General features: G+C 56.5%; 17 protein-coding genes. 7 read left to right on the top strand and 10 right to left on the bottom strand.

From position 1 onward, the window contains the following. Positions 1-30: 30 nt before the first annotated feature. The 5 genes from AC0V6N_RS14025 to AC0V6N_RS14005 are packed head-to-tail and all read left to right on the top strand — an operon-like array spanning position 31 to position 6,179. A complete protein-coding gene (locus AC0V6N_RS14025; protein ID WP_486172156.1) occupies positions 31-1,248 on the top strand; it encodes a hypothetical protein in 1,218 nt (405 codons plus the stop codon). A gap of 11 nt (positions 1,249-1,259) precedes the next feature. Continuing rightward, complete coding sequence (locus AC0V6N_RS14020) at positions 1,260-2,579, top strand: oligosaccharide flippase family protein (RefSeq protein WP_486172155.1); 1,320 nt, start codon at positions 1,260-1,262, stop codon at positions 2,577-2,579. Further along, positions 2,576-3,991, top strand: coding sequence for an asparagine synthetase B family protein (locus AC0V6N_RS14015; RefSeq protein ID WP_486172154.1), 1,416 nt, complete (start codon positions 2,576-2,578; stop codon positions 3,989-3,991). The genes AC0V6N_RS14020 and AC0V6N_RS14015 overlap by 4 nt, the downstream gene beginning before the upstream one ends. Before the next feature lie 35 nt (positions 3,992-4,026). Further along, entirely contained in the window at positions 4,027-5,082 is a 1,056-nt protein-coding gene (locus tag AC0V6N_RS14010; protein ID WP_486172153.1) for an EpsG family protein, read from the top strand. Beyond that, complete coding sequence (locus tag AC0V6N_RS14005) at positions 5,079-6,179, top strand: glycosyltransferase family 4 protein (RefSeq protein ID WP_486172152.1); 1,101 nt, start codon at positions 5,079-5,081, stop codon at positions 6,177-6,179. The genes AC0V6N_RS14010 and AC0V6N_RS14005 overlap by 4 nt, the downstream gene beginning before the upstream one ends. 9 nt (positions 6,180-6,188) lie before the next feature. Here AC0V6N_RS14005 and AC0V6N_RS14000 read toward each other — a convergent pair whose 3' ends face one another. Further along, positions 6,189-7,421, bottom strand: coding sequence for a sugar transferase (locus tag AC0V6N_RS14000; protein ID WP_486172151.1), 1,233 nt, complete (start codon positions 7,419-7,421; stop codon positions 6,189-6,191). 344 nt (positions 7,422-7,765) lie between these two features. On the opposite strand from AC0V6N_RS14000, the gene AC0V6N_RS13995 reads away from it, so the two are divergent. Then, positions 7,766-8,779: an NAD-dependent epimerase/dehydratase family protein gene (locus AC0V6N_RS13995; protein WP_486172150.1), complete on the top strand. Its 1,014-nt coding sequence runs from the start codon at positions 7,766-7,768 to the stop codon at positions 8,777-8,779. 3 nt (positions 8,780-8,782) lie between these two features. Here the strand turns inward: AC0V6N_RS13995 and AC0V6N_RS13990 are convergent, their stop codons facing one another. The 9 genes from AC0V6N_RS13990 to AC0V6N_RS13950 form a co-directional block, all read right to left on the bottom strand. After that, a complete protein-coding gene (locus AC0V6N_RS13990; protein WP_486172149.1) occupies positions 8,783-9,370 on the bottom strand; it encodes a hypothetical protein in 588 nt (195 codons plus the stop codon). Between the two features lie 103 nt (positions 9,371-9,473). Further along, positions 9,474-9,995, bottom strand: coding sequence for a demethoxyubiquinone hydroxylase family protein (locus tag AC0V6N_RS13985; protein WP_486172148.1), 522 nt, complete (start codon positions 9,993-9,995; stop codon positions 9,474-9,476). 32 nt (positions 9,996-10,027) lie between these two features. Further along, the gene (locus AC0V6N_RS13980) at positions 10,028-10,480 is read right to left on the bottom strand and encodes a disulfide bond formation protein B (RefSeq protein ID WP_486172505.1); all 453 of its coding nucleotides are present in this window, start codon (positions 10,478-10,480) and stop codon (positions 10,028-10,030) included. A 47-nt stretch (positions 10,481-10,527) separates the two neighbouring features. Beyond that, positions 10,528-11,871 carry a S41 family peptidase gene (locus AC0V6N_RS13975; RefSeq protein ID WP_486172147.1) on the bottom strand — a complete coding sequence of 448 codons (1,344 nt, stop codon included), beginning with the start codon at positions 11,869-11,871 and terminating at the stop codon, positions 10,528-10,530. A 149-nt stretch (positions 11,872-12,020) separates the two neighbouring features. Continuing rightward, on the bottom strand, positions 12,021-13,256 hold the full coding sequence (locus tag AC0V6N_RS13970; RefSeq protein WP_486172146.1) for a murein hydrolase activator EnvC family protein: 1,236 nt from the start codon (positions 13,254-13,256) through the stop codon (positions 12,021-12,023). Between the two features lie 5 nt (positions 13,257-13,261). After that, positions 13,262-13,684, bottom strand: a complete 423-nt coding sequence (locus tag AC0V6N_RS13965; protein ID WP_486172504.1) for a 23S rRNA (pseudouridine(1915)-N(3))-methyltransferase RlmH — start codon at positions 13,682-13,684, stop codon at positions 13,262-13,264. Between the two features lie 65 nt (positions 13,685-13,749). Beyond that, a complete protein-coding gene (gene rsfS, locus AC0V6N_RS13960) occupies positions 13,750-14,112 on the bottom strand; it encodes a ribosome silencing factor (RefSeq protein WP_486172503.1) in 363 nt (120 codons plus the stop codon). Between the two features lie 156 nt (positions 14,113-14,268). Then, positions 14,269-14,931 (bottom strand): nicotinate-nucleotide adenylyltransferase, encoded by a 663-nt coding sequence (locus tag AC0V6N_RS13955; RefSeq protein WP_486172145.1) that lies wholly within the window; start codon positions 14,929-14,931, stop codon positions 14,269-14,271. 15 nt (positions 14,932-14,946) lie between these two features. Beyond that, positions 14,947-16,236, bottom strand: a complete 1,290-nt coding sequence (locus AC0V6N_RS13950; RefSeq protein ID WP_486172144.1) for a glutamate-5-semialdehyde dehydrogenase — start codon at positions 16,234-16,236, stop codon at positions 14,947-14,949. Between the two features lie 317 nt (positions 16,237-16,553). Here AC0V6N_RS13950 and AC0V6N_RS13945 point away from each other — a divergent pair, with 317 nt between their 5' ends. After that, positions 16,554-17,699: a M23 family metallopeptidase gene (locus AC0V6N_RS13945; RefSeq protein ID WP_486172143.1), complete on the top strand. Its 1,146-nt coding sequence runs from the start codon at positions 16,554-16,556 to the stop codon at positions 17,697-17,699. Positions 17,700-17,712 lie beyond the last annotated feature (13 nt).

The raw sequence follows: 17,712 nt of genomic DNA, 5'->3' as shown, positions 1-17,712 counted from the left end.
TCGGGCATAGGAGCGAAAGCAGGACAAAGCATGGCGTTTGAACACCGCGATACTGCGCGTCAAAAGCGCCGCATGCTGCCCCTTATGGCCATCGGGCTGGTGGCGGCTTGCTTTGCCTATCTGCAAACGGCAACGAATTATTACGGCCGCGTCGCACCGCGCATTGCGCCCGCGTTTCTTGCAAGCGACCCTAAGATCACTCTGCGCCAACAGCAATTTGCGCTGGCAGAACAGGGGGCAGATGGGTTCGATGCCGATCAAGCTTATGTCGAAGCGGTGCAGATACTGCGCAAAGAACCGCTAAACGCGATGGCGATCCGTTTCTTGCGGCCCGGCTCGATGGTCGGAACCGATGGTGACGGCGCAGAAGAATTAGCAGCATTGCTGCTCGCAGAACGCGTCACTCGCCGGGACAGTTTGGGTCAGCTCAGCCTTGTTTTGAGCAAAGCCGAAAGCGCTGATGCCGAAGGCGCGATCTCGAATATTGATCGGCTGTTCACGGTCAATCCCGAGCTGGTCGATCCAGTGACTCCGGAATTGCTGCCGCTGGTGGAAACTGATGATGGGCGCGACATCATGGTGCAAAAAGCGGATCGCCCATGGTTCGTTCCGTTTCTGCGTGCGGCCAATCGCGAAACCGAAAATCCGGGCGCATTGGCAGACTTCATTCTCAAGCTTGAGAACGCCCCTGCAGAATTTGACAAAGCCAACCCCGGCCGCCTGGCGGCCAAACTGGTGCGCGCCGCCGAATATGACAAAGCGCAAGCGATCGCCCAGTTCAGCGGCATTGAACAGGGCTCATTCGATCAGTTTGAACCCACTGCGGAAAACACGCAGCCTGATTTTGAACCGCTTTCCTGGCGACTGGCTGACAATGAAGACGGTTTCGCGACGTTGCTGGGTGAGGGGCGAGTTTCCTTCGATCTCGAAGCTGGGCGCAGGCTCTCTGCCATGGAGCGCATTACGCGGCTGCGATCAGGTGATTACAGTTTCGAGGTAAGCCTGAGCGACAATGCTGGCGCGGGAATGCTTTGGGAATGGCGGTTGTTCTGCCGCGAAAACACCGAAGATTGGCGCCTGCAATGGGCATCACAACTGCAACCGCCCGCAGAGCAATTGAGCGCGTTTGCCATCGCTATTCCGGCAGGCGAAAGCTGCCAATTCCAGCGTTGGAACCTGATCTTGCAATCAGATTCTGGCCAGCGCGGCTCAAGCGCAGAGATGCTCTTGCGGTTGTACCGCAATTGATGAGCTGAACGATGGAAGGCGGCCACCAAACACGCATGAAGGGCCTGAAAGTGATCGCTCTAAAAGGGGGCGAGGCCTTGGTTGCAGCCGCCCTTGCGATTGTATTTGCGCGCTTCCTTGGACCAGAACAATTCGGCATCTTTGCCTTTGGCCTTGCGGCGACGACCTTGCTGATCATTCCGATCAAGAATGGCGCATCGACCCTATTGACCAAGCATTTCGCCGCAGGTGGCGATGCTGAAGGGCCTGCTCCGTTTCCCCTATTTGTCGCGAGCCTTAAGGTAACCTTGCTCTACACCTTGCTGCTGATCGCAGGGTTCTGGATCGCCGCAAGCGCGCTCGGCGGATCATTCGGCCTGCTGGATGGCGTCGCCCTGTTCGCACTTTCTCTGCCTCTATTGGGACTGATCGGATTATGTGAGGGTGCGCTGAGGGGCGCGTTCAAACCCAATCTTGCAATTGTGATCGGCACGATTTCAATCCCGGCAATAGCGCTGACAATGGGCGTTTGGAGCCACTTTCAAATCGCGCCGCTCACTGCCCAACCAGCCATTGCATATTATGTCGCCGCAGCCGTCATCACCGCTGTTCTTGGCCTCATATTCGCTCTGCCAATTCTTAGTGCCGCTCGGCGGGGTGCGCCGCCTGAACCAAAAGTTAGTATGCGCAAATGGTGGGTGCTGGCGCTCCCGTTCATTGGCGTTACCGGATTGCTCGTGCTCAACCGTCAGATTGATGTGCTGCTCTTGGGTGTGATTGCCGACGAAGAAAGCGCGGGGATTTTCCGCCTCGCAGCGCAGGCGGCAATTTTGACGACATTCGGCGTGCAAGCTCTCAATCACCTCTACGCTCCCTATCTTGCGAAAGCTGGAGCTGACGATGCGTTGAGCATTTCGCAGACACTGCGAAAGAGTGTCGAACTATCGGTTGTAGTAGCGCTTGGAGCATTTGTCTTTTTGGCGCTGTTTGGCCACTGGATCATCGAATTTTTGGCAGGTGAGGCGTTTCTTCCTGCCTATTCGATTATGTTGGTCCTAAGCGGGGCAAACCTGTTCGTCGCTATTAATGGCGCAGCGCAACAGGCATTGATTATGCAAAATAGAGAACATGCATTGATCCGCATTTTAATCAGTTCCGCCTGCATTGCCTTTATCGCGCATCTGGTTCTCATCCCAATGTTCGGGATCTACGGCGCTGCTGCAGCGAGCGCTGGGGCGATTGCTTTTTGGTCGCTCGCAATCCGGCATACGGCCTGCTCGCAATGGCGGCTTAACTTTCTCACCCTCGCGCCATCGCAAAACGGCGCCAGTCAAGGAGCTAAAGCAGAATGAGTGCGCTTTCGCTTGAGACCATTTCTCTGGCGCAACCCGGATCGCAGGAACGCGATTTGTCACGCGTCGGCATGGCGCATTACTTGCGAATGGGCTTTCTGCCAGCCCCGCATTCTGTGTTTGCCGACACTGCAGTGATCAACTCATACGGCGGCGAATTCACTGATGAATTCGACGTGACGTCCGCAGAATTTCACCGCGACCTGCGCCAATTTGTCGGCCATATGCCCAAGCAATCCAACCCTGACTTTCCAGTTCAGGATGCCATTGATGAAATGGAGACATTGCTGCTCGATGCAACGGCACGCGCTATCGAAGGCTTTGACCATGTCTTCTTGATGGCGAGTGGCGGCAAGGATTCGCTCGCTGTCGCATGGGCCTTGCGCAAATTGGGATGTGATGCGGTTCTGCTCCACTGCACCAATCGCGGGCGCGAGGACGAAAGCGAACATGTCAGCGCAGTTGCGAAATCATTGGGCATGGAATGCGTGCTTTTGCCCGACGATATTCATGCAGTTGATGCCTTTATTGCAGAGCGAAAACACCACTTGCCGATACCGATCGCAGACCCTGCGTTCTTCGGTTACGTGCGCGCGGTCAAAGAGATCAGCGACCGGTTGGGTAATGGCGATACGTCGCGTGTGCGATTGCTCGATGGGATGGGCAATGACAGCTATATGGGGCACATATCCCCCATGCGAGAGCGGCGACTGACAGAATTGCCGCATCTTGGTTTTTTGAATGAGAAACTGATCTCCGCTGTCTCGTTCAATCAGGTGCTGCATTACGGCCTCGAAACGCTTTTTGCGCCGCGACCAGAACGGCATTTCTCCGGTGTCTATTTCGCGGTCGATGAAGGATCGATTTCTCCCGACGTGGACCGGATCTTTGACCAATATGCGCCTTGTGTTTGGGAACGACGTTCGCTGCTGCGCGGCGGTATTCTCGACATTGATGCTTGCATGCGCAAAGGCATGATTGCCGCCGCGCTCGATCCTCGTATTGAGATGGCCTACCCCTTCTTGGACCCTGGTCTTGTGAAGCTGTTTGAAACGGTTCCCGCGCCCACTGCCTTTGATTTCGAGAATGTCGTCAACAAGCAGCTGCTGCGCCGCTGGCTTTCGCAAAAGGACGTGAATTCTAAATTTGTCGCCTCGGCCAAAGGTTCGTTCCGGTTCAATCTCGACCAACTGCCAAAGATCTACCAGCCGTCGACCTCTTTAATGCAAATGATCGATCATTTGGGCATTAGTTCACAGGTCGTGCAAACGCTTCACAACCGGTCCAAGACAAGCTTTGTCGCCGCCCAAAAGCTTGCCGTCCTCTATTGTCTCGATAGGTTTTTTGAAGCGAACCCGAATTCGGGGAATTTCTCGACCGACCGACCGCTCTCCGTCCGGTATTCCGATTAACCGCCGCTAGCCAAAGGGACAGCCCTCAACCCGTCATGCTACCTTATCTGACAACTGGACTGATTGCGTATTTGGCGGCGATCCTATCGGTGTTCAATTTTCGCCAAGGCCTTGTTGAAAAGGCAGGTATTTTCCTGTTCGCAGTGGCGATCATCCTCTTCATTGGCTTTCGCTATGAAGTGGGGAAGGATTGGGACCAGTATGGCTTTATCCTCCGCTCAATCCGCAATCTTCCCGCCTATGAAGCGGTAGTTTTCACAGACCCAGGATACAGCTTCATCAACATTGTCAGCGGTTGGCTGAATTTTGAGGTGAGTTTCGTCTTCCTTGTCTGCGCCGCCATATTGGTGGTCGGAATTGTCATGACGGCGCTGCGCACGCCATTCGCTTGGCTCGCGATTGCAGCAACGATGCCTCACATCGTCACAGTCATGTCGATGGACCATGTGCGACAGGCCACCGCGCTCGGCTGTATTCTAATTGGGCTCAGCTACTTGATGCGAGAGCGCAATGTCTATTTCCTCTTCTGGGTGGCGGTCGCGATATTGTTCCACCGGACCTCGATCATCGTTTTGGCATTGGGCGTCATTTCGATCTCGCGGAACCGCTATGTCATCATCCCAATGGTGCTGGTTGCACTGCTGGTCATGGCGCAGAGCATCTATGCGGAGCGGCTTGAGATCTATGCAGAGCGCTATTTGGAAGGCGGGATGGAATCGCGCGGGGCACTGTTCAGGCTGGGTATCGCCGCTTTGCCGGGAGTGGGCTATTTGTTGATGCGGCGTCGGTTCGATTTGCCTGACGCCGTGGACCGATTGATCACCTTTATGGCGATTGGCACGATTGCCGCGCTGTTCATATTGCCGCTGTCGCCATCCGCTGTGATCATCGACCGGGTTGCCAAGTACTTTTTGCCTCTTCAAATGATCTTTTGGCCCTACTTAATCGCGTCTTTCTCAAAGATCGCAGATCGGATTGTGGTGGCCATTCTCGCGGTGGCATTTCTTGCGGCCACTCACGCATTTTGGCTTTTGCAAAGCGAGCTGGCTGAATTGTATTGGATTCCGTACCGATCGGTGCTGTTGCCGTGAAAGTTCTCCTCGTTGCCAATTCCAGTTTCAAGTTAGTCAACTTTCGGCGCAATCTTATGCAGCGACTGGTGCAGCGCGGTGATGAAGTGATTGCTCTGGCACCACCTGACGAATTCACTGATGACTTTGCCAAGTTGGGCGTCCGCTATCTGGAGTTGCCAATGCAGGCGACGGGCACCTCGCCCATTCAAGAAGCGCGCACGTTTCTACACACCATCAAAACCGTTCGCGCTCTGCGCCCCGATGCAGTGCTGGGCTATACGATCAAGGCCAATATCTATGGCGGGATCGCAGCAAGGCTAAGCTCGGCGCGCTTTGTGCCCAACGTGACGGGTCTAGGCTCAGTCTTCGACAGCAATGGGCCAAGGCGCTGGCTGATCAACCTTCTTTACCGTATCGCTTTTGGCAATTGCACTCAGATCTTCTTCCAAAACGACGCTGATCAAGCTGCTTTCTTGCAAGAGCGATTGGCCACGCCAGAACAAGCCCATTTGTTGCCTGGCTCAGGTGTCGATCTTGATCTGTTTCCTGTGACCCCCCTGCCAAGCTCAAACGACGATATCACATTCCTGCTTGTCGCTCGCATGCTCGAAGACAAGGGCGTGCGCTTATTTGCGGAAGCCGCTGGGCAACTTCGATCGGATTTCCCTGCGGCGCGCTTTCAACTGCTTGGGCCCTTGTTTGAAGGCAAAGCCACATCGCTTAGCGCTGAGCAGATCGCGGCTTTGGAACAGCAATATGGGGTCAAATATCTGGGATCCTCGCGATCAGTCAGCGCGTACCTTAAGCAGGCCGACTGCATCGTTTTGCCTAGCTATTATCGCGAAGGGACGCCGCGCTCTCTGTTGGAAGCAGGAGCAATGGGTCGCCCGATCATTACGACCTCAATCCCCGGATGCCGCGACGTGGTCGATCACGGGGAGACCGGATTTGTTTGCGAACCCCGCGACCTAGGCAGCTTGGTTGAAGCTATGCGATCGTTTTTGGACTTAGACAAAGGCCAACGTGCAGAAATGGGCAGCGCTTCGGCGCATAAGATCCGCAGCTCTTACGACGAGGAAATCGTGATCGAGGCGTATCTCGACGCGCTCGCCTAAGGCCAATCGCTACTTGGCGCCGAAACCGCTTGAAATGATCCGCAGCGTTTTGAGGCAGATCAACGTATCGATCCACAGCGACAAGTGGCGGATATAGTAGAAATCAAAGCGCAGCTTTTCCGCAACCTGTTCAATCGAAGCGACGTGGCCCTGATTGACCTGCGCCCAGCCCGTGATGCCAGGGCGCACGATATGACGATAGCGATAGAATGGGATCTCAGCTTGATAAAGCTCTGACAGGCTCACCGCTTCAGGCCGCGGGCCAATCCAACTCATGTCGCCTTTCAAAATATTGATCAGTTGCGGCAGTTCATCAATTCGATAACGACGAATGAAAGAGCCGACCTTGGTAATTCGATCATCTGCATCACGTGTGATCGCCTGATCAACACTTTCTGGGTCAGCATCAGCCGGGCGCATAGAGCGCAGTTTATACATCGAAAAGACGCGCCCTCGATGGCCCATACGCGGTTGAACGAAGAGTATCGGCCCGGGCGAATCCAGCTTGATCGCAATCGCGGCAATCGCGATCAGCGTGCCGACGATCGGCAACAGGATTAAGGTGCCAGCGATATCGATCAGACGTTTAAGGCCCATATAGCCAAGGTTCGGAATAAGGGATCCGAACTCGTTTTCGCGCAGATGGGCTATCCTGACTTGGCCAAGCTGCGCCTCAAGCACTTGCCTGTAATGATACACCGGCAGGCCATTGATCGCGGCCTCTGCGATCAGACTTTCCCATTCGGGCTGATGCGAATGGTGTAGATCAGCAACGAAGGTAAAGTTGCCCGCACCCGCTTGGCCAAGCTCTTTAAACTCAGCAATTGAAACGGTTTGATAGTCGGACAAGACCGCTTGCAATTCGACGATATTGCCACCGGGTATCAGCAGCAGTGGTACCTTTTGATTGCGCTGCTTTGCCGCAAAGACGTAGCTGATAGCCATCACCGTTGCCGCGCTGATCAATGCAATTGTGCCTGAATAGGGCAGGCGGAGCAGGCCAACAGCAACAAAAATCATGCCGAACGTAAAAAAGCTAATCGGCATCACATAAGAAATCTGCCGAACACGCGCGAATGAGCGCAAACGATCTAAGGCATACCATGTCAACACAATCGCGAGGGCACAGCATGCCAGTGTCACGGCCGTGTTTGGTGCATAGACCGATGTCGGGTCCGCCAAAACGACGAACGCGAAAGGCATCAACAGGCCAACGGCAAGGGTTGCCACAAGCTGAGTCAAAGGTGACTCAAACCAGCGATTCGATTTACGCGCGTAAACCGGGGGAGAATTTTGCATCATAGCGCTAGAACGACCAAGCTAAGACTAGAATAGGAGGCCTATAGGCAGTTTGTCGGCCATATCAAAGCGATAACGCTGCCAATTGGGCGGGGCTTCACTGTTGACTTGCAACAAGCTGTAACGGCCCGCGCTGCAGTTTCCCTTCGCAGTATTTTCGCATCACTTTCCATCACGTCGCAGCCATAGCCATGCTTGTGGCCACTTGCCAAACGCCGATCTGTCGAATAGCCGCACTGCTCGATGGCCTAGTTTCGGAGCCATTTTGACCTTGATTGAAGGCACTTATGCGCACGGTCCTAATCACAGGCTCCGCCGGTTTTATCGGCTTCCATCTGGCCCAATTGCTGCTGGACGAAGGGTTTCGAGTTGTCGGCTTTGACGGGCTGACCGACTATTACGATGTCAGGCTGAAAGAGCGACGGCATCAAATGCTTCTGCAAAATGCGAACTTCACTTGCACCGAGGCGATGCTTGAAGATCATGACGCGCTGCATGCTTTGGCGATGCGCGAGAAACCCGACATTATCGTCCATCTCGCCGCACAAGCAGGCGTCAGATACAGCCTTGAAAACCCGCGCGCCTATGTCGACGCCAATTTGGTCGGCACATTCAATGTGATGGAATGCGCGCGTGAATTGGGGGTTGATCACCTGCTAATGGCCTCCACCAGTTCGGTTTATGGCGCGAATGAAGAGATGCCGTTTGATGAGCGGGAGAAGTGCGACACGCCGCTCACGCTCTACGCGGCGACCAAGAAAGCCAATGAGGCGATGGCGCATTCCTATGCGCATTTGTGGAACCTGCCGACCACGATGTTCCGCTTTTTCACGGTATATGGCCCGTGGGGCCGCCCGGATATGGCCTTGTTCAAATTCACCCGCGGCATCCTCGAAGGGTCACCGATCGACATTTACAACAATGGCGATATGTTCCGCGACTTCACATATGTGACTGACCTTGTGCGCGGCATCCGGCTGCTAATCGATGCTGCACCTGTGCGCCCGGAAAGCGCCGAAGATATTGCCGAGTGGGATTCGCTTTCCCCCGCTGCACCATGGCGCGTTGCGAATATCGGCAATAGTGACAAGGTGCGCCTGATGGACTTTGTCGAAGCGATCGAAGCGGAATGCGGCCGCGAGGCGATCAAAAACTTCATGCCGATGCAAAAAGGCGATGTGCCAGCAACTTGGGCCGATGCAACTTTGCTGCGCGAGCTGACAGGCTATTCCCCGCAGACCAATGTGCGCGAAGGGATTAAGCAATTCGTCGCGTGGTACCGCGATTACTACAACGTCTAAGCGTTATTCGCTCGGCCCATCGGCCTCAGGAGAAGGCGCAGGAGGAGGAAGCTCTTCTTCTCCAGGCAGCGGCGCATTGCGCTCACGCTCCAACCGCTCGAGATATTCGCGCTCGATCTGCTCAACGCGCGATTGCTCAGCAGCAGCATCTTCGTCGATGGTGGAAAGACGTTCCTGACGCGCTTCTTCGATCAATTGGCCAAAGCGGATGTTCTCCCCTTCGGCACGGTCAGCATAGGCAGCATCAATCAGCTTTTGCGTGCAGCCGGTAAAGCCGCCTGCGCCTGCAGGATCGCATGAAAAAGCACCAAATTCACCAACATAGCGGATCGATTCTACTCTGCGGGTCCAAGCGGTGTTGTCAGGTGAGCCACTGTGGCGCAGGTTTGAAGGGATGCGATAGCGATCCGCTTCGACGAGGATTTCGCACACCACAATCTCGCCCTCTTGCGTGGCTTCGGGACATTCGTCTTCGCTGTAAGCAATGACCATATTGACGCGTTCACCGGTCGCCTCTTGAGCAGCGGCAGGGCTCGCAAAGGCCGTTGCGGCAAGCGGAGCAAAAATTGCGAGGTGCGAAAGTTGCGACATTGGTATTTCCTTACCCTGAGGGCGTTTGATCAGATGCAGTTGGTATATAGCACTCGCTGAACAGGTTCTGAAAGGAAGTTGTTTTGGTCGCTAAGACTAGCGCCTAAACCCGCTCGCTGACCTTAATCGCGATCTTGCAGCCCAAGCGGATAGCGCCTGACAGCAATGGATAGGCCGGCGCATTCTCCGCGCCATTGGCCAAGGCTGCATCACGGTGCTCGCGTTCATCCTCGCGGAACTCCTCAATCATCGCGGCAAGCTCTGGTTCGCTATTGGTTTCAGCCAAACGATCCAATTGCTCCGAATAATGCTTGTCGATCTCTTCTTCGACTGCGGCCGTGCAGGCCATCGCCGCCTCTGGCCCCAGCAAAGCGGTGCCCGCGCCCAGTGCATAGCCTGCCACTGACCAGAACGGGTGCAATGCCGTAGGACGCACACCTTTTTTGGCGAGCATTTCATCAAAGCGCGCGCGGTGGCCCTCTTCTTGCTCAGCCATGTGGCGGATTTCAGCGCTATGCGGCCCGCGATCACCCATGACGGCAAGTTGGCCCTCATAGATACGTGTCGCGCCAAATTCCCCGGCTTGATCGACCCGGATCATGCGGTGCAGTTCGTCGCGTTCCATTGTGAAAGCTCCTTGAGAGAGTTTTTATGTGCCTACTTCTTATACGCAGCGAGTGCCAAAACGGCCGCGCCGCCGATGCAAGAAATCAAGAAATTCCAACCCGCTAGCGAAATTCCAAACAGGCTCCACGGAGCCACATCGCAGCGTACGATTGGCGCGGCTGAGACATCCATTACGTCAATGCTGCTTGGAAGGCTGCTGCAACCGGTGATGCCTTCCCACCAGGCATATTCGACACCCGCATGAAAGCCGCCAATCAGGCCAGAAGTGATGATCGCAAGTCCCGCAAGCGCAGTCCAGACCCGCGCAGGCATGATGACAAAGGACATGGCGGCAAAGGCAATCGCTGCAAAATGCGGCCAGCGCTGCCACCAGCACATCTCACACGGAAACAGGCCAAAACCATATTCCGATATGTATGCGCCGCCCAGCAGCGCAGCGGGAATGGCGAGCGCCAATGCGCGGGCTTGCTGCAAACCTGTCATACCGCCCATTTAGGAGCGCGCCCAGCATTTGGCTAGGCGCTGATCGATCAACGACGCGTGCTTAGCGCAACCGAGCTGGCCGTGGTCCGGCGCAGAGTTTCGAGTGCGTAGTGCAGTTGGAAATCTTCGATGCCTTGCGCCTCAAGCTCTTCAGACGTCTGCTGGAAACGAGGATCCTCGATGTTGTCGTCCTCCATATCCTTATCATCGATGCCAAGCTCGTTGATCAGGTGGCCGCGCAGATCGCTTTCGCGGGTCTGATAGCGTTCGCGTAAGGCAAAATCGGGATCAGACAGTTGCGGCACACGAATGTCAGGGGCGATGCCGCCTTCCTGCACTGACTTGCCAGAAGGCGTGAAATAGCGCGCCGTTGTCAGCTTAAGCGCCGCGTCACGACCCAGTGGCAGCAACGATTGGACTGAGCCTTTGCCAAAGCTGCGCTGGCCCATGACCAATGCGCGGCGATGATCTTGCAATGCGCCTGCGACAATTTCTGACGCCGATGCAGACCCTGCATCGATCAGCACGATGATCGGCAGACCCTCTGCCATGTCGCCGCGGAACACCGTTTCTGCATCATACAGAATGGTTTCACCGCGAGCGCGCCCGCGCTGCGACACGATGCGTCCTTCGTCGAGGAACAGGTCAGACAAGGCCACCGCCTCGTCTAGCGAACCGCCTGGATTGGAGCGCAGATCAAGCACCAAGCCACCCATGCGGCCGCTTGCTTCGCTCTTTAGCTCTTCCCAAGCGCGATAAACGTCAGCGCCCACATCGGCAGAAAATTCATTCACCGAAATCACGCCAATATTGCCGGACTGCAATTCGTGTGTGACTGGTTCCAGCTCGATAACACCGCGGGTCACGTCAACCTCAATCGGCTCATCACGGCCGGGACGGAAAATCGTCAGGCGAATGGATGTGCCAGCTTTGCCGCGCATCCGGGCGACTGCGTCGTCCAGCTCTCCGCCATAGATCAGCTCACCGTCAAGATGCGTTATGTAGTCGCCTGCCTTGATACCCTGCTGATCGGCAGGGCTGCCCTTGAACGGAGAGATCACTTTGACCGCGCCATCTTCCTGCACGACCGAAAGGCCAAGACCCGAATAATTACCATCAATCATGGTCTCAAGCCGCTGCAGATCGCTGCCATCGAGATAGCCTGAATGCGGGTCAAGCGCAGAAAGCATCCCGTCGATCATGCCGCGCACCAGCACTTCGTCTTCAACCGGCTCAACATAATTTGCCTGAATACGCTGATAGACCGCAAAGACCTTGGCAAGTTCAGGGCCAGCACGGCCGTCAACTTGCGCCATGGAGGCTGTGGTTGCTGGGATCAGGGCGACGGCGGTTACAAGCGCTGCGCTGCGGAGTAGAGCGGCAAATTTCATAAGGCGACAAAGGCTCCTTTCGAGACACACATGCGTATAGGTTTGCGGGGCTGAACGCCAGATGAGAAGCGTATCATGCAAAAACACGTCCCGGCGCGGGGCAGTTGTGCTCGGGATTGTTTAATGTCGAGGTCGCGAAGCTCTGCAAATTAACCGAGAAAATTGAGTGGGTTAACCGGATCACCCTCACGCCGCAGCTCAATCGTCACTGTCGGGTCTTCATTGCCCGCAACACCCATCGGTCCGCCGCCAATGACGCTATCACCCACTTCAACACTCACCCGCTCCAGCCCGGTAACAAGGCTGGTCCAGCCGCCAGGATGCTCAATAATAACGATTCGCCCAAAGCCGCGATATGGCCCCGCAAAAGCAATGCGGCCCGATGCAGGCGCGACGACTTGCGCACCCGGCGAGGGCGCAAGATCAAGGCTGGTAGAACGCAAACCGCTGTCCTTCAGCTGGCCGAAACCGGCGATGGTGCGCCCCTGAACAGGCAGCTGAAATCCGGCAATACGCTTGGCCGCTGCGCTGGGCGTTGGGGAAGGTTCAATAGGAGTACCCGCGCCGACATTAGAACCAATATCCCTCGGCCGCATGACCGGGCCAGGCAATGCGGCAAGCTCGCGGCGCAATTCAGCCGCATCATCAATCCGTCCCATCAACCCGTCGAGATCGCGTGCTTCTTCGGCCAAGGCCAAAGCACGCTCTCCTTCACGTGAAGCGGCCCCGCGCGCTTCACGCGAGGCAAGGCGTTGGCGGGTTTCAAGCTGCGCTAATTCCGCGCGGCGAGTGCGCAATTCTTCTTCGCTCGATTGCAAAGACGCCAAAGCCTGAGCGGCGCGCTGTTCAATTCGGCGGCCTTCCTCAAGCTCCCCGCGTAAAGCAGCGGTGCGATTGCGAATTTCCGGCACGGCGGCGTCAAGCACCGCGCGAACATAGACCAAATCTTTAAGCGAACCGGGCTGCAAAGCTGACAGCGCCAAAGGTCGGCGCGCGCTTGTTTGCAGGGCTCCAGTAAGGCGCACCAGCGGGCGCTGGCGGACAGCCAATCGCTCAGACAAAGCAGCGCGTTCAGATTGCGCGAGTGAATACCGCGCGCGCGCAGCAATAATATTCGCCTCTGCCGCTTGAATTTGTGCGGCGACGCTGGCCGCTTCGCGTGCGGTGCGTTCCGCGGCCTCTTCCGCTTGCCCCGCCTCGTTCGCCAAACGGTCCGCGCGCGATTGCGCAGCCTCGCTTTCGCGGGTTGCACGCTCCAATTCTTCTTGCGCTTCCTCGGGTTCGAGCAGCACGACATCGCGCTGCGCCCAGCTATCAGGCGCCGTTAAAACCAGCGTGAGCGCGCAGGCCGCGCCGATTGTCGCAAGAGGCAATAGCTTTCGCATGGTCCCTATCCTGCCCGATGATAGGGATGACCTGCAAGGATGCTTGTCGCGCGGTAGAGTTGTTCCATCAACATCGCGCGCGCCAGCAGATGGGGCCAAGTGGCGGGGCCAAAGGCAAGTAGCAGGTCAGCCTCGGCCCGTTCTTCGCGGGAATGGCCATCAGCTGCACCCAAGACAAACCGAGCCTCACGCATGCCATCATCGCGCCACCGCTCGAGCACGCTGGCAAGCTCTTCAGACGCCATTGCCTTGCCGCGCTCATCCAACAGCACGGTCTTGTAAGGGGTCTGCGGATCGGGAATTTTACCGCCAGTCTCGGGCAATTCGGTCAGTTTAACCGGCCAAGTCAGTCGCTTTTCATACCGCGCAACCAGCTCCGCCTCGGGCGAGCGAGCGATCTTTCCGCGAGCGATGACGTGGAGAAGGATTTGAAATCTCCAATGACCCAAAGCAAATCGGACGGCGGAGCGATGCGACCTTTAGGCCGCCTGAATTACGCTCGGCCCTGCCGTGGCTCTCCGCCTTCAAACGACCACATGCGCTCAAGATTGTAGAAAGTGCGCACTTCGGGGCGGAATAGGTGAATGACAACGTCGCCCGCATCGACCAGCACCCAATCTGCCGCTGGCAGACCTTCGACACGCGCGGGGCCAAAGCCAGCTTGCTTGACCTTTTCAGCCAATTTCTGCGCCATCGAGGCAACTTGGCGTGACGAGCGGCCACTGGCGACGACCATGTGATCAGCAACCGAGCTTTTGCCTTCAAGCGGGATCGACACGACTTCTTGCGCCTGATCATCATCAAGCTGCTTTAGCACCAGATCGTGCAGATCATTGTCGTTAGAGTCAGAGGGCATAATTGGTGGAACCGATTTGTGTGAGGCCGAGCTTGAAGCATCGGCCATTGGGGTATTCGCCTGTGTCATAGGCTTTGGTGAGTCTCCGATATGTGGTGAGAAGATGGGCGTTTGCCTTTAGGAAGGCAAGGTTGTGAGTGAAGGCGCCGATGCGCTTCATCCAATGCCACCTGTTTCAAAATGTTCAGGGATAGTTCGAAAGGTTAGCCGGTCTCTGGCAGGGGCTCCGCGGTAATCTTTAACCCAATCGGCATTGCCCCGGCGGATGGCCGTGGCAGAGCGCTGGTCTGGATCAAAACGCAAAAACACCAGTGCTGGCGTGCTCCTCAAACTTCTTTGCCCTCTTTTACGAAAACTGGCGGCAGACACCTGATAACGTCTGAGCCAGGCCATGGCTGGGCTTGTCATTGCATCCGCATCATAGCCGGGACGGGCAATGACTGCAATCGGCATGGTTCTCGCGATTTCCCGCCACGCTTTCCAGTGATGGAACTGAGCAAGATTGTCAGACCCCATGAGCCATACAAATTTGCGCTTGGGATAGTGGCATTTGAGCTTTTTGAGCGTGTTTACAGTGTAGCGCGTCCCCAATCTGCGCTCGATCGCAGTCGGAGTGATGCGCGCGCGCCGGGCCTGCTTTTGCGCGGACTTGAGGCGGGCTGATAACGGCGCCATTCCGGCTTTGGGCTTTAATGGGTTGCCGGGCGATACCAGCCACCACGCCTCATCCAGCCCAAGCGCATCTATCGCAAACAGCGTGATTCGACGATGCCCACCATGTGCGGGGTTGAAACTGCCACCAAGCAATCCCGTCAACATATCAGCATCTCACCACTAAGGCCGCGCCTGACCGCTACCGCGCACCAGCCATTTGTAGGTGGTGAGCCCTTCGAGAGCGACGGGCCCGCGCGCGTGCAATCGTCCCGTCGCAATCCCAATCTCCGCTCCCAATCCGAACTCGGCGCCATCGGCAAATTGCGTCGAGGCATTGTGTATCACAATCGCGCTATCGACCCTTGCAAAAAAGGCCTGCGCCGCGCTTTCGTCCTGGGTGATGATTGCGTCGGTATGGTCGGAGGAATGTCGGTCAATATGCGCGAGCGCGGCGTCCAGATCATCGACCATCGCGGCTGCCACTATCGCATCGAGATATTCGGTGTCCCAATCTTCGGCGTTTGCCGAGACAACGCGCGCATCCAGCGCCGCAATCCGTTCGTCACCGCGCACTTCGCATTCTGCATCAATCAGAGCTGCAATAATCTCCTGAGCATTGGGGTAGGCAGCGTCGATCAAAACAGTTTCAGTCGCTCCGCAAATGCCAGTGCGGCGCAACTTGGCGTTGAGCACAATTCGCAGGGCCATTTCAGGATCTGCGCCAGCGTGAACATAGGTGTGACACACCCCGTCCAGATGCGCGAGCACAGGAACGCGCGCATCATTTTGCACCCGCTCGACAAGCGAGCGCCCGCCACGCGGGATGATCATGTCGATTAGACCCGCAGCCCGCAGCATTGCCCCCACCGCATCGCGATCTTGTGTAGGCATCAGCTGAACGGCAGCCTCTGGGACGCCAGCCTTGGCAAGTCCGCGAACGAAAGCGGCATGGATGGCCCGGTTGGAATGCACCGCTTCGCTACCTCCGCGCAGCAAAACGGCATTGCCCGACCGCACGCACAAAGCGGCGGTATCAGCGGTCACATTGGGCCGGCTCTCATAGATGATCCCAATCAAACCGATGGGCACGCGGACACGGGCAAGGTTGAGGCCATTGGCAGGCTGCGTCTCATCTATGACTTGTCCGACGGGATCGGGCAGCTCGGCAACCGCTTCAACGCCGCTACAAATCCCTTCGAGCCGCGCCTCATCAAGAGCCAAACGGTCGAGCATTGCAGGCGCCAGACCATTGGCCTTGCCCGCTTCTTGATCGCACAGATTGGCCTCGAGGATTTGGGGTGCATCAGCGCGCATCTCGGAAGCAGCAGACATGAGCGCTAGGGCGCGCTGTTCACTCGACAGAGAAGCAAGCGCCCGTTGTGCTGCACGGCCCTGCTTCGCAAGGTCGTTCACAAGCTCGGTGGTCGCCGGTTTGCCAGCGAATTCTCGCGTCGTTGCGGGGTGATTCATGACCTAGCTATTAGCAGCGCAGACACGAGGTGTCAGCGCCTGCCAGACAAGCTTTTCTGTGCTGCGATAAAGCGCGCGATTCGCGCCAAACTTACCGATTGGTGAGTTTGTACGTTTGCGACACATTCGCAGTACTATGGTTAATTACTCCCATATGAACGACTCATCGCGATTCCCTATCAACTCACCCCTTAGCCTGTTTGCGGGATTCGATTCTTTACCGGTTGGTTGGTAGCTCTTCGCGCGAACCGAAAAACCAAAAACCGATCGGGGTCGTCTTGTCTAATATTGAAAACTCACGTTCTTGGGGGGAACGATTGCGTGAGTGGTTTCCAGACCGTGAGTTCTTTATGCGCTCGCAAGGTCAGGTCCGCTTCATCAAAGTGTCTTCCAAAGTGCAAATCGGCGCTGCCGTTGCCGTGAGTGTGCTCGCCATTGGCTGGGCCGGTTCAATGGGCGTGATGGCCTGGAACAAGTCTGCTGCCGAAGCCGATCTTGCGTCTTTCCAAGACGAGAAAGTGAAGGTTGAGACGGCTCAAGCGCGGTTAGATGACTATAGTGGGAACATCGACCGGGTCGTCGGCGACCTGAACGCTAGGCAGGAAGCGTTGGACGCAATGGTTGAGATGCTGCCTGACGATATTCAGACAGTCGATACGAATGTAACGGATTCATCCGAAGAGACTGCCGAAACGATTGAAAAGGTCGGTCAACACTTCCCACAATTGCGCGGCCTTGCAGAGATCGAAGCGCGCCAGCTTGCATTTGTTGAGAATATGACGCGCTATGCCGATTGGCGTGCGCAGCGCGCTGCCGAAGCGCTTCGCAAACTTAATCTGGACCCCCGAGTGATGGAACGCGCAGCTGTGGCCGATGCGCGCACCGCAGTTGGTGGTCCTCTCGAGATTCTTGCAACGTCTGCGGATGGGTCAATGGATCCCCGTTTCGAACGTCTTGGCCTCAGCCTCGCGCGCATGTCTGCACTGGAACGTGCGCTTGACGGTGTGCCGCGCGTTGTTCCTGCAGCTGACCAGCGCATCACATCGGCCTTTGGCTATCGTCGCGACCCATTCAATGGCGGTGGCGCGATGCATAACGGTATTGATTTCAAGGGCGCCTATGGTTCGTCCATCTTTGCAGCAGCCACCGGCGAGGTGACGTTCGCTGGATGGAAAGGCGGCTATGGCAAGACTGTTGAGATCACGCATCCCAATGGGATTGTAACTCGGTACGCACATCTTTCACGGATCGACGTGGCAGTGGGGCAGTCCATCCTTGCTGGCGGTACCTTGGGTGGCCTTGGCAGCACAGGTCGGTCTACAGGTCCTCATCTGCACTTTGAAGTGCGAATCAACGGCAATGCGGTCAATCCGCGCCCATTTTTGGAGACAGCTCCCGATGTTCTCGAAGAAGCCCGAACAGCCGGACCAGCCAGCCGTCCCGCAACCGGCACCCGCCCCTAAATCCCGAGGAAAA

The organism is Erythrobacter sp. S57(2025), from assembly GCF_057365055.1.
Note: the sequence above shows the minus strand (reverse complement) of the source record. Positions and strands in the feature narration are given on the sequence as shown.

Coding starts and splice junctions, on each gene's coding strand:
- AC0V6N_RS14025 (WP_486172156.1), top strand. CDS start 31: ATGGCGTTTGAACACCGCGATACTGCGCGTCAAAAGCGCCGCATGCTG.
- AC0V6N_RS14020 (WP_486172155.1), top strand. CDS start 1,260: ATGGAAGGCGGCCACCAAACACGCATGAAGGGCCTGAAAGTGATCGCT.
- AC0V6N_RS14015 (WP_486172154.1), top strand. CDS start 2,576: ATGAGTGCGCTTTCGCTTGAGACCATTTCTCTGGCGCAACCCGGATCG.
- AC0V6N_RS14010 (WP_486172153.1), top strand. CDS start 4,027: ATGCTACCTTATCTGACAACTGGACTGATTGCGTATTTGGCGGCGATC.
- AC0V6N_RS13995 (WP_486172150.1), top strand. CDS start 7,766: ATGCGCACGGTCCTAATCACAGGCTCCGCCGGTTTTATCGGCTTCCAT.
- AC0V6N_RS13990 (WP_486172149.1), bottom strand. CDS start 9,370: ATGTCGCAACTTTCGCACCTCGCAATTTTTGCTCCGCTTGCCGCAACG.
- AC0V6N_RS13985 (WP_486172148.1), bottom strand. CDS start 9,995: ATGGAACGCGACGAACTGCACCGCATGATCCGGGTCGATCAAGCCGGG.
- AC0V6N_RS13980 (WP_486172505.1), bottom strand. CDS start 10,480: ATGACAGGTTTGCAGCAAGCCCGCGCATTGGCGCTCGCCATTCCCGCT.
- AC0V6N_RS13975 (WP_486172147.1), bottom strand. CDS start 11,871: ATGAAATTTGCCGCTCTACTCCGCAGCGCAGCGCTTGTAACCGCCGTC.
- AC0V6N_RS13970 (WP_486172146.1), bottom strand. CDS start 13,256: ATGCGAAAGCTATTGCCTCTTGCGACAATCGGCGCGGCCTGCGCGCTC.
- rsfS (WP_486172503.1), bottom strand. CDS start 14,112: ATGCCCTCTGACTCTAACGACAATGATCTGCACGATCTGGTGCTAAAG.
- AC0V6N_RS13955 (WP_486172145.1), bottom strand. CDS start 14,931: ATGTTGACGGGATTGCTTGGTGGCAGTTTCAACCCCGCACATGGTGGG.
- AC0V6N_RS13950 (WP_486172144.1), bottom strand. CDS start 16,236: ATGAATCACCCCGCAACGACGCGAGAATTCGCTGGCAAACCGGCGACC.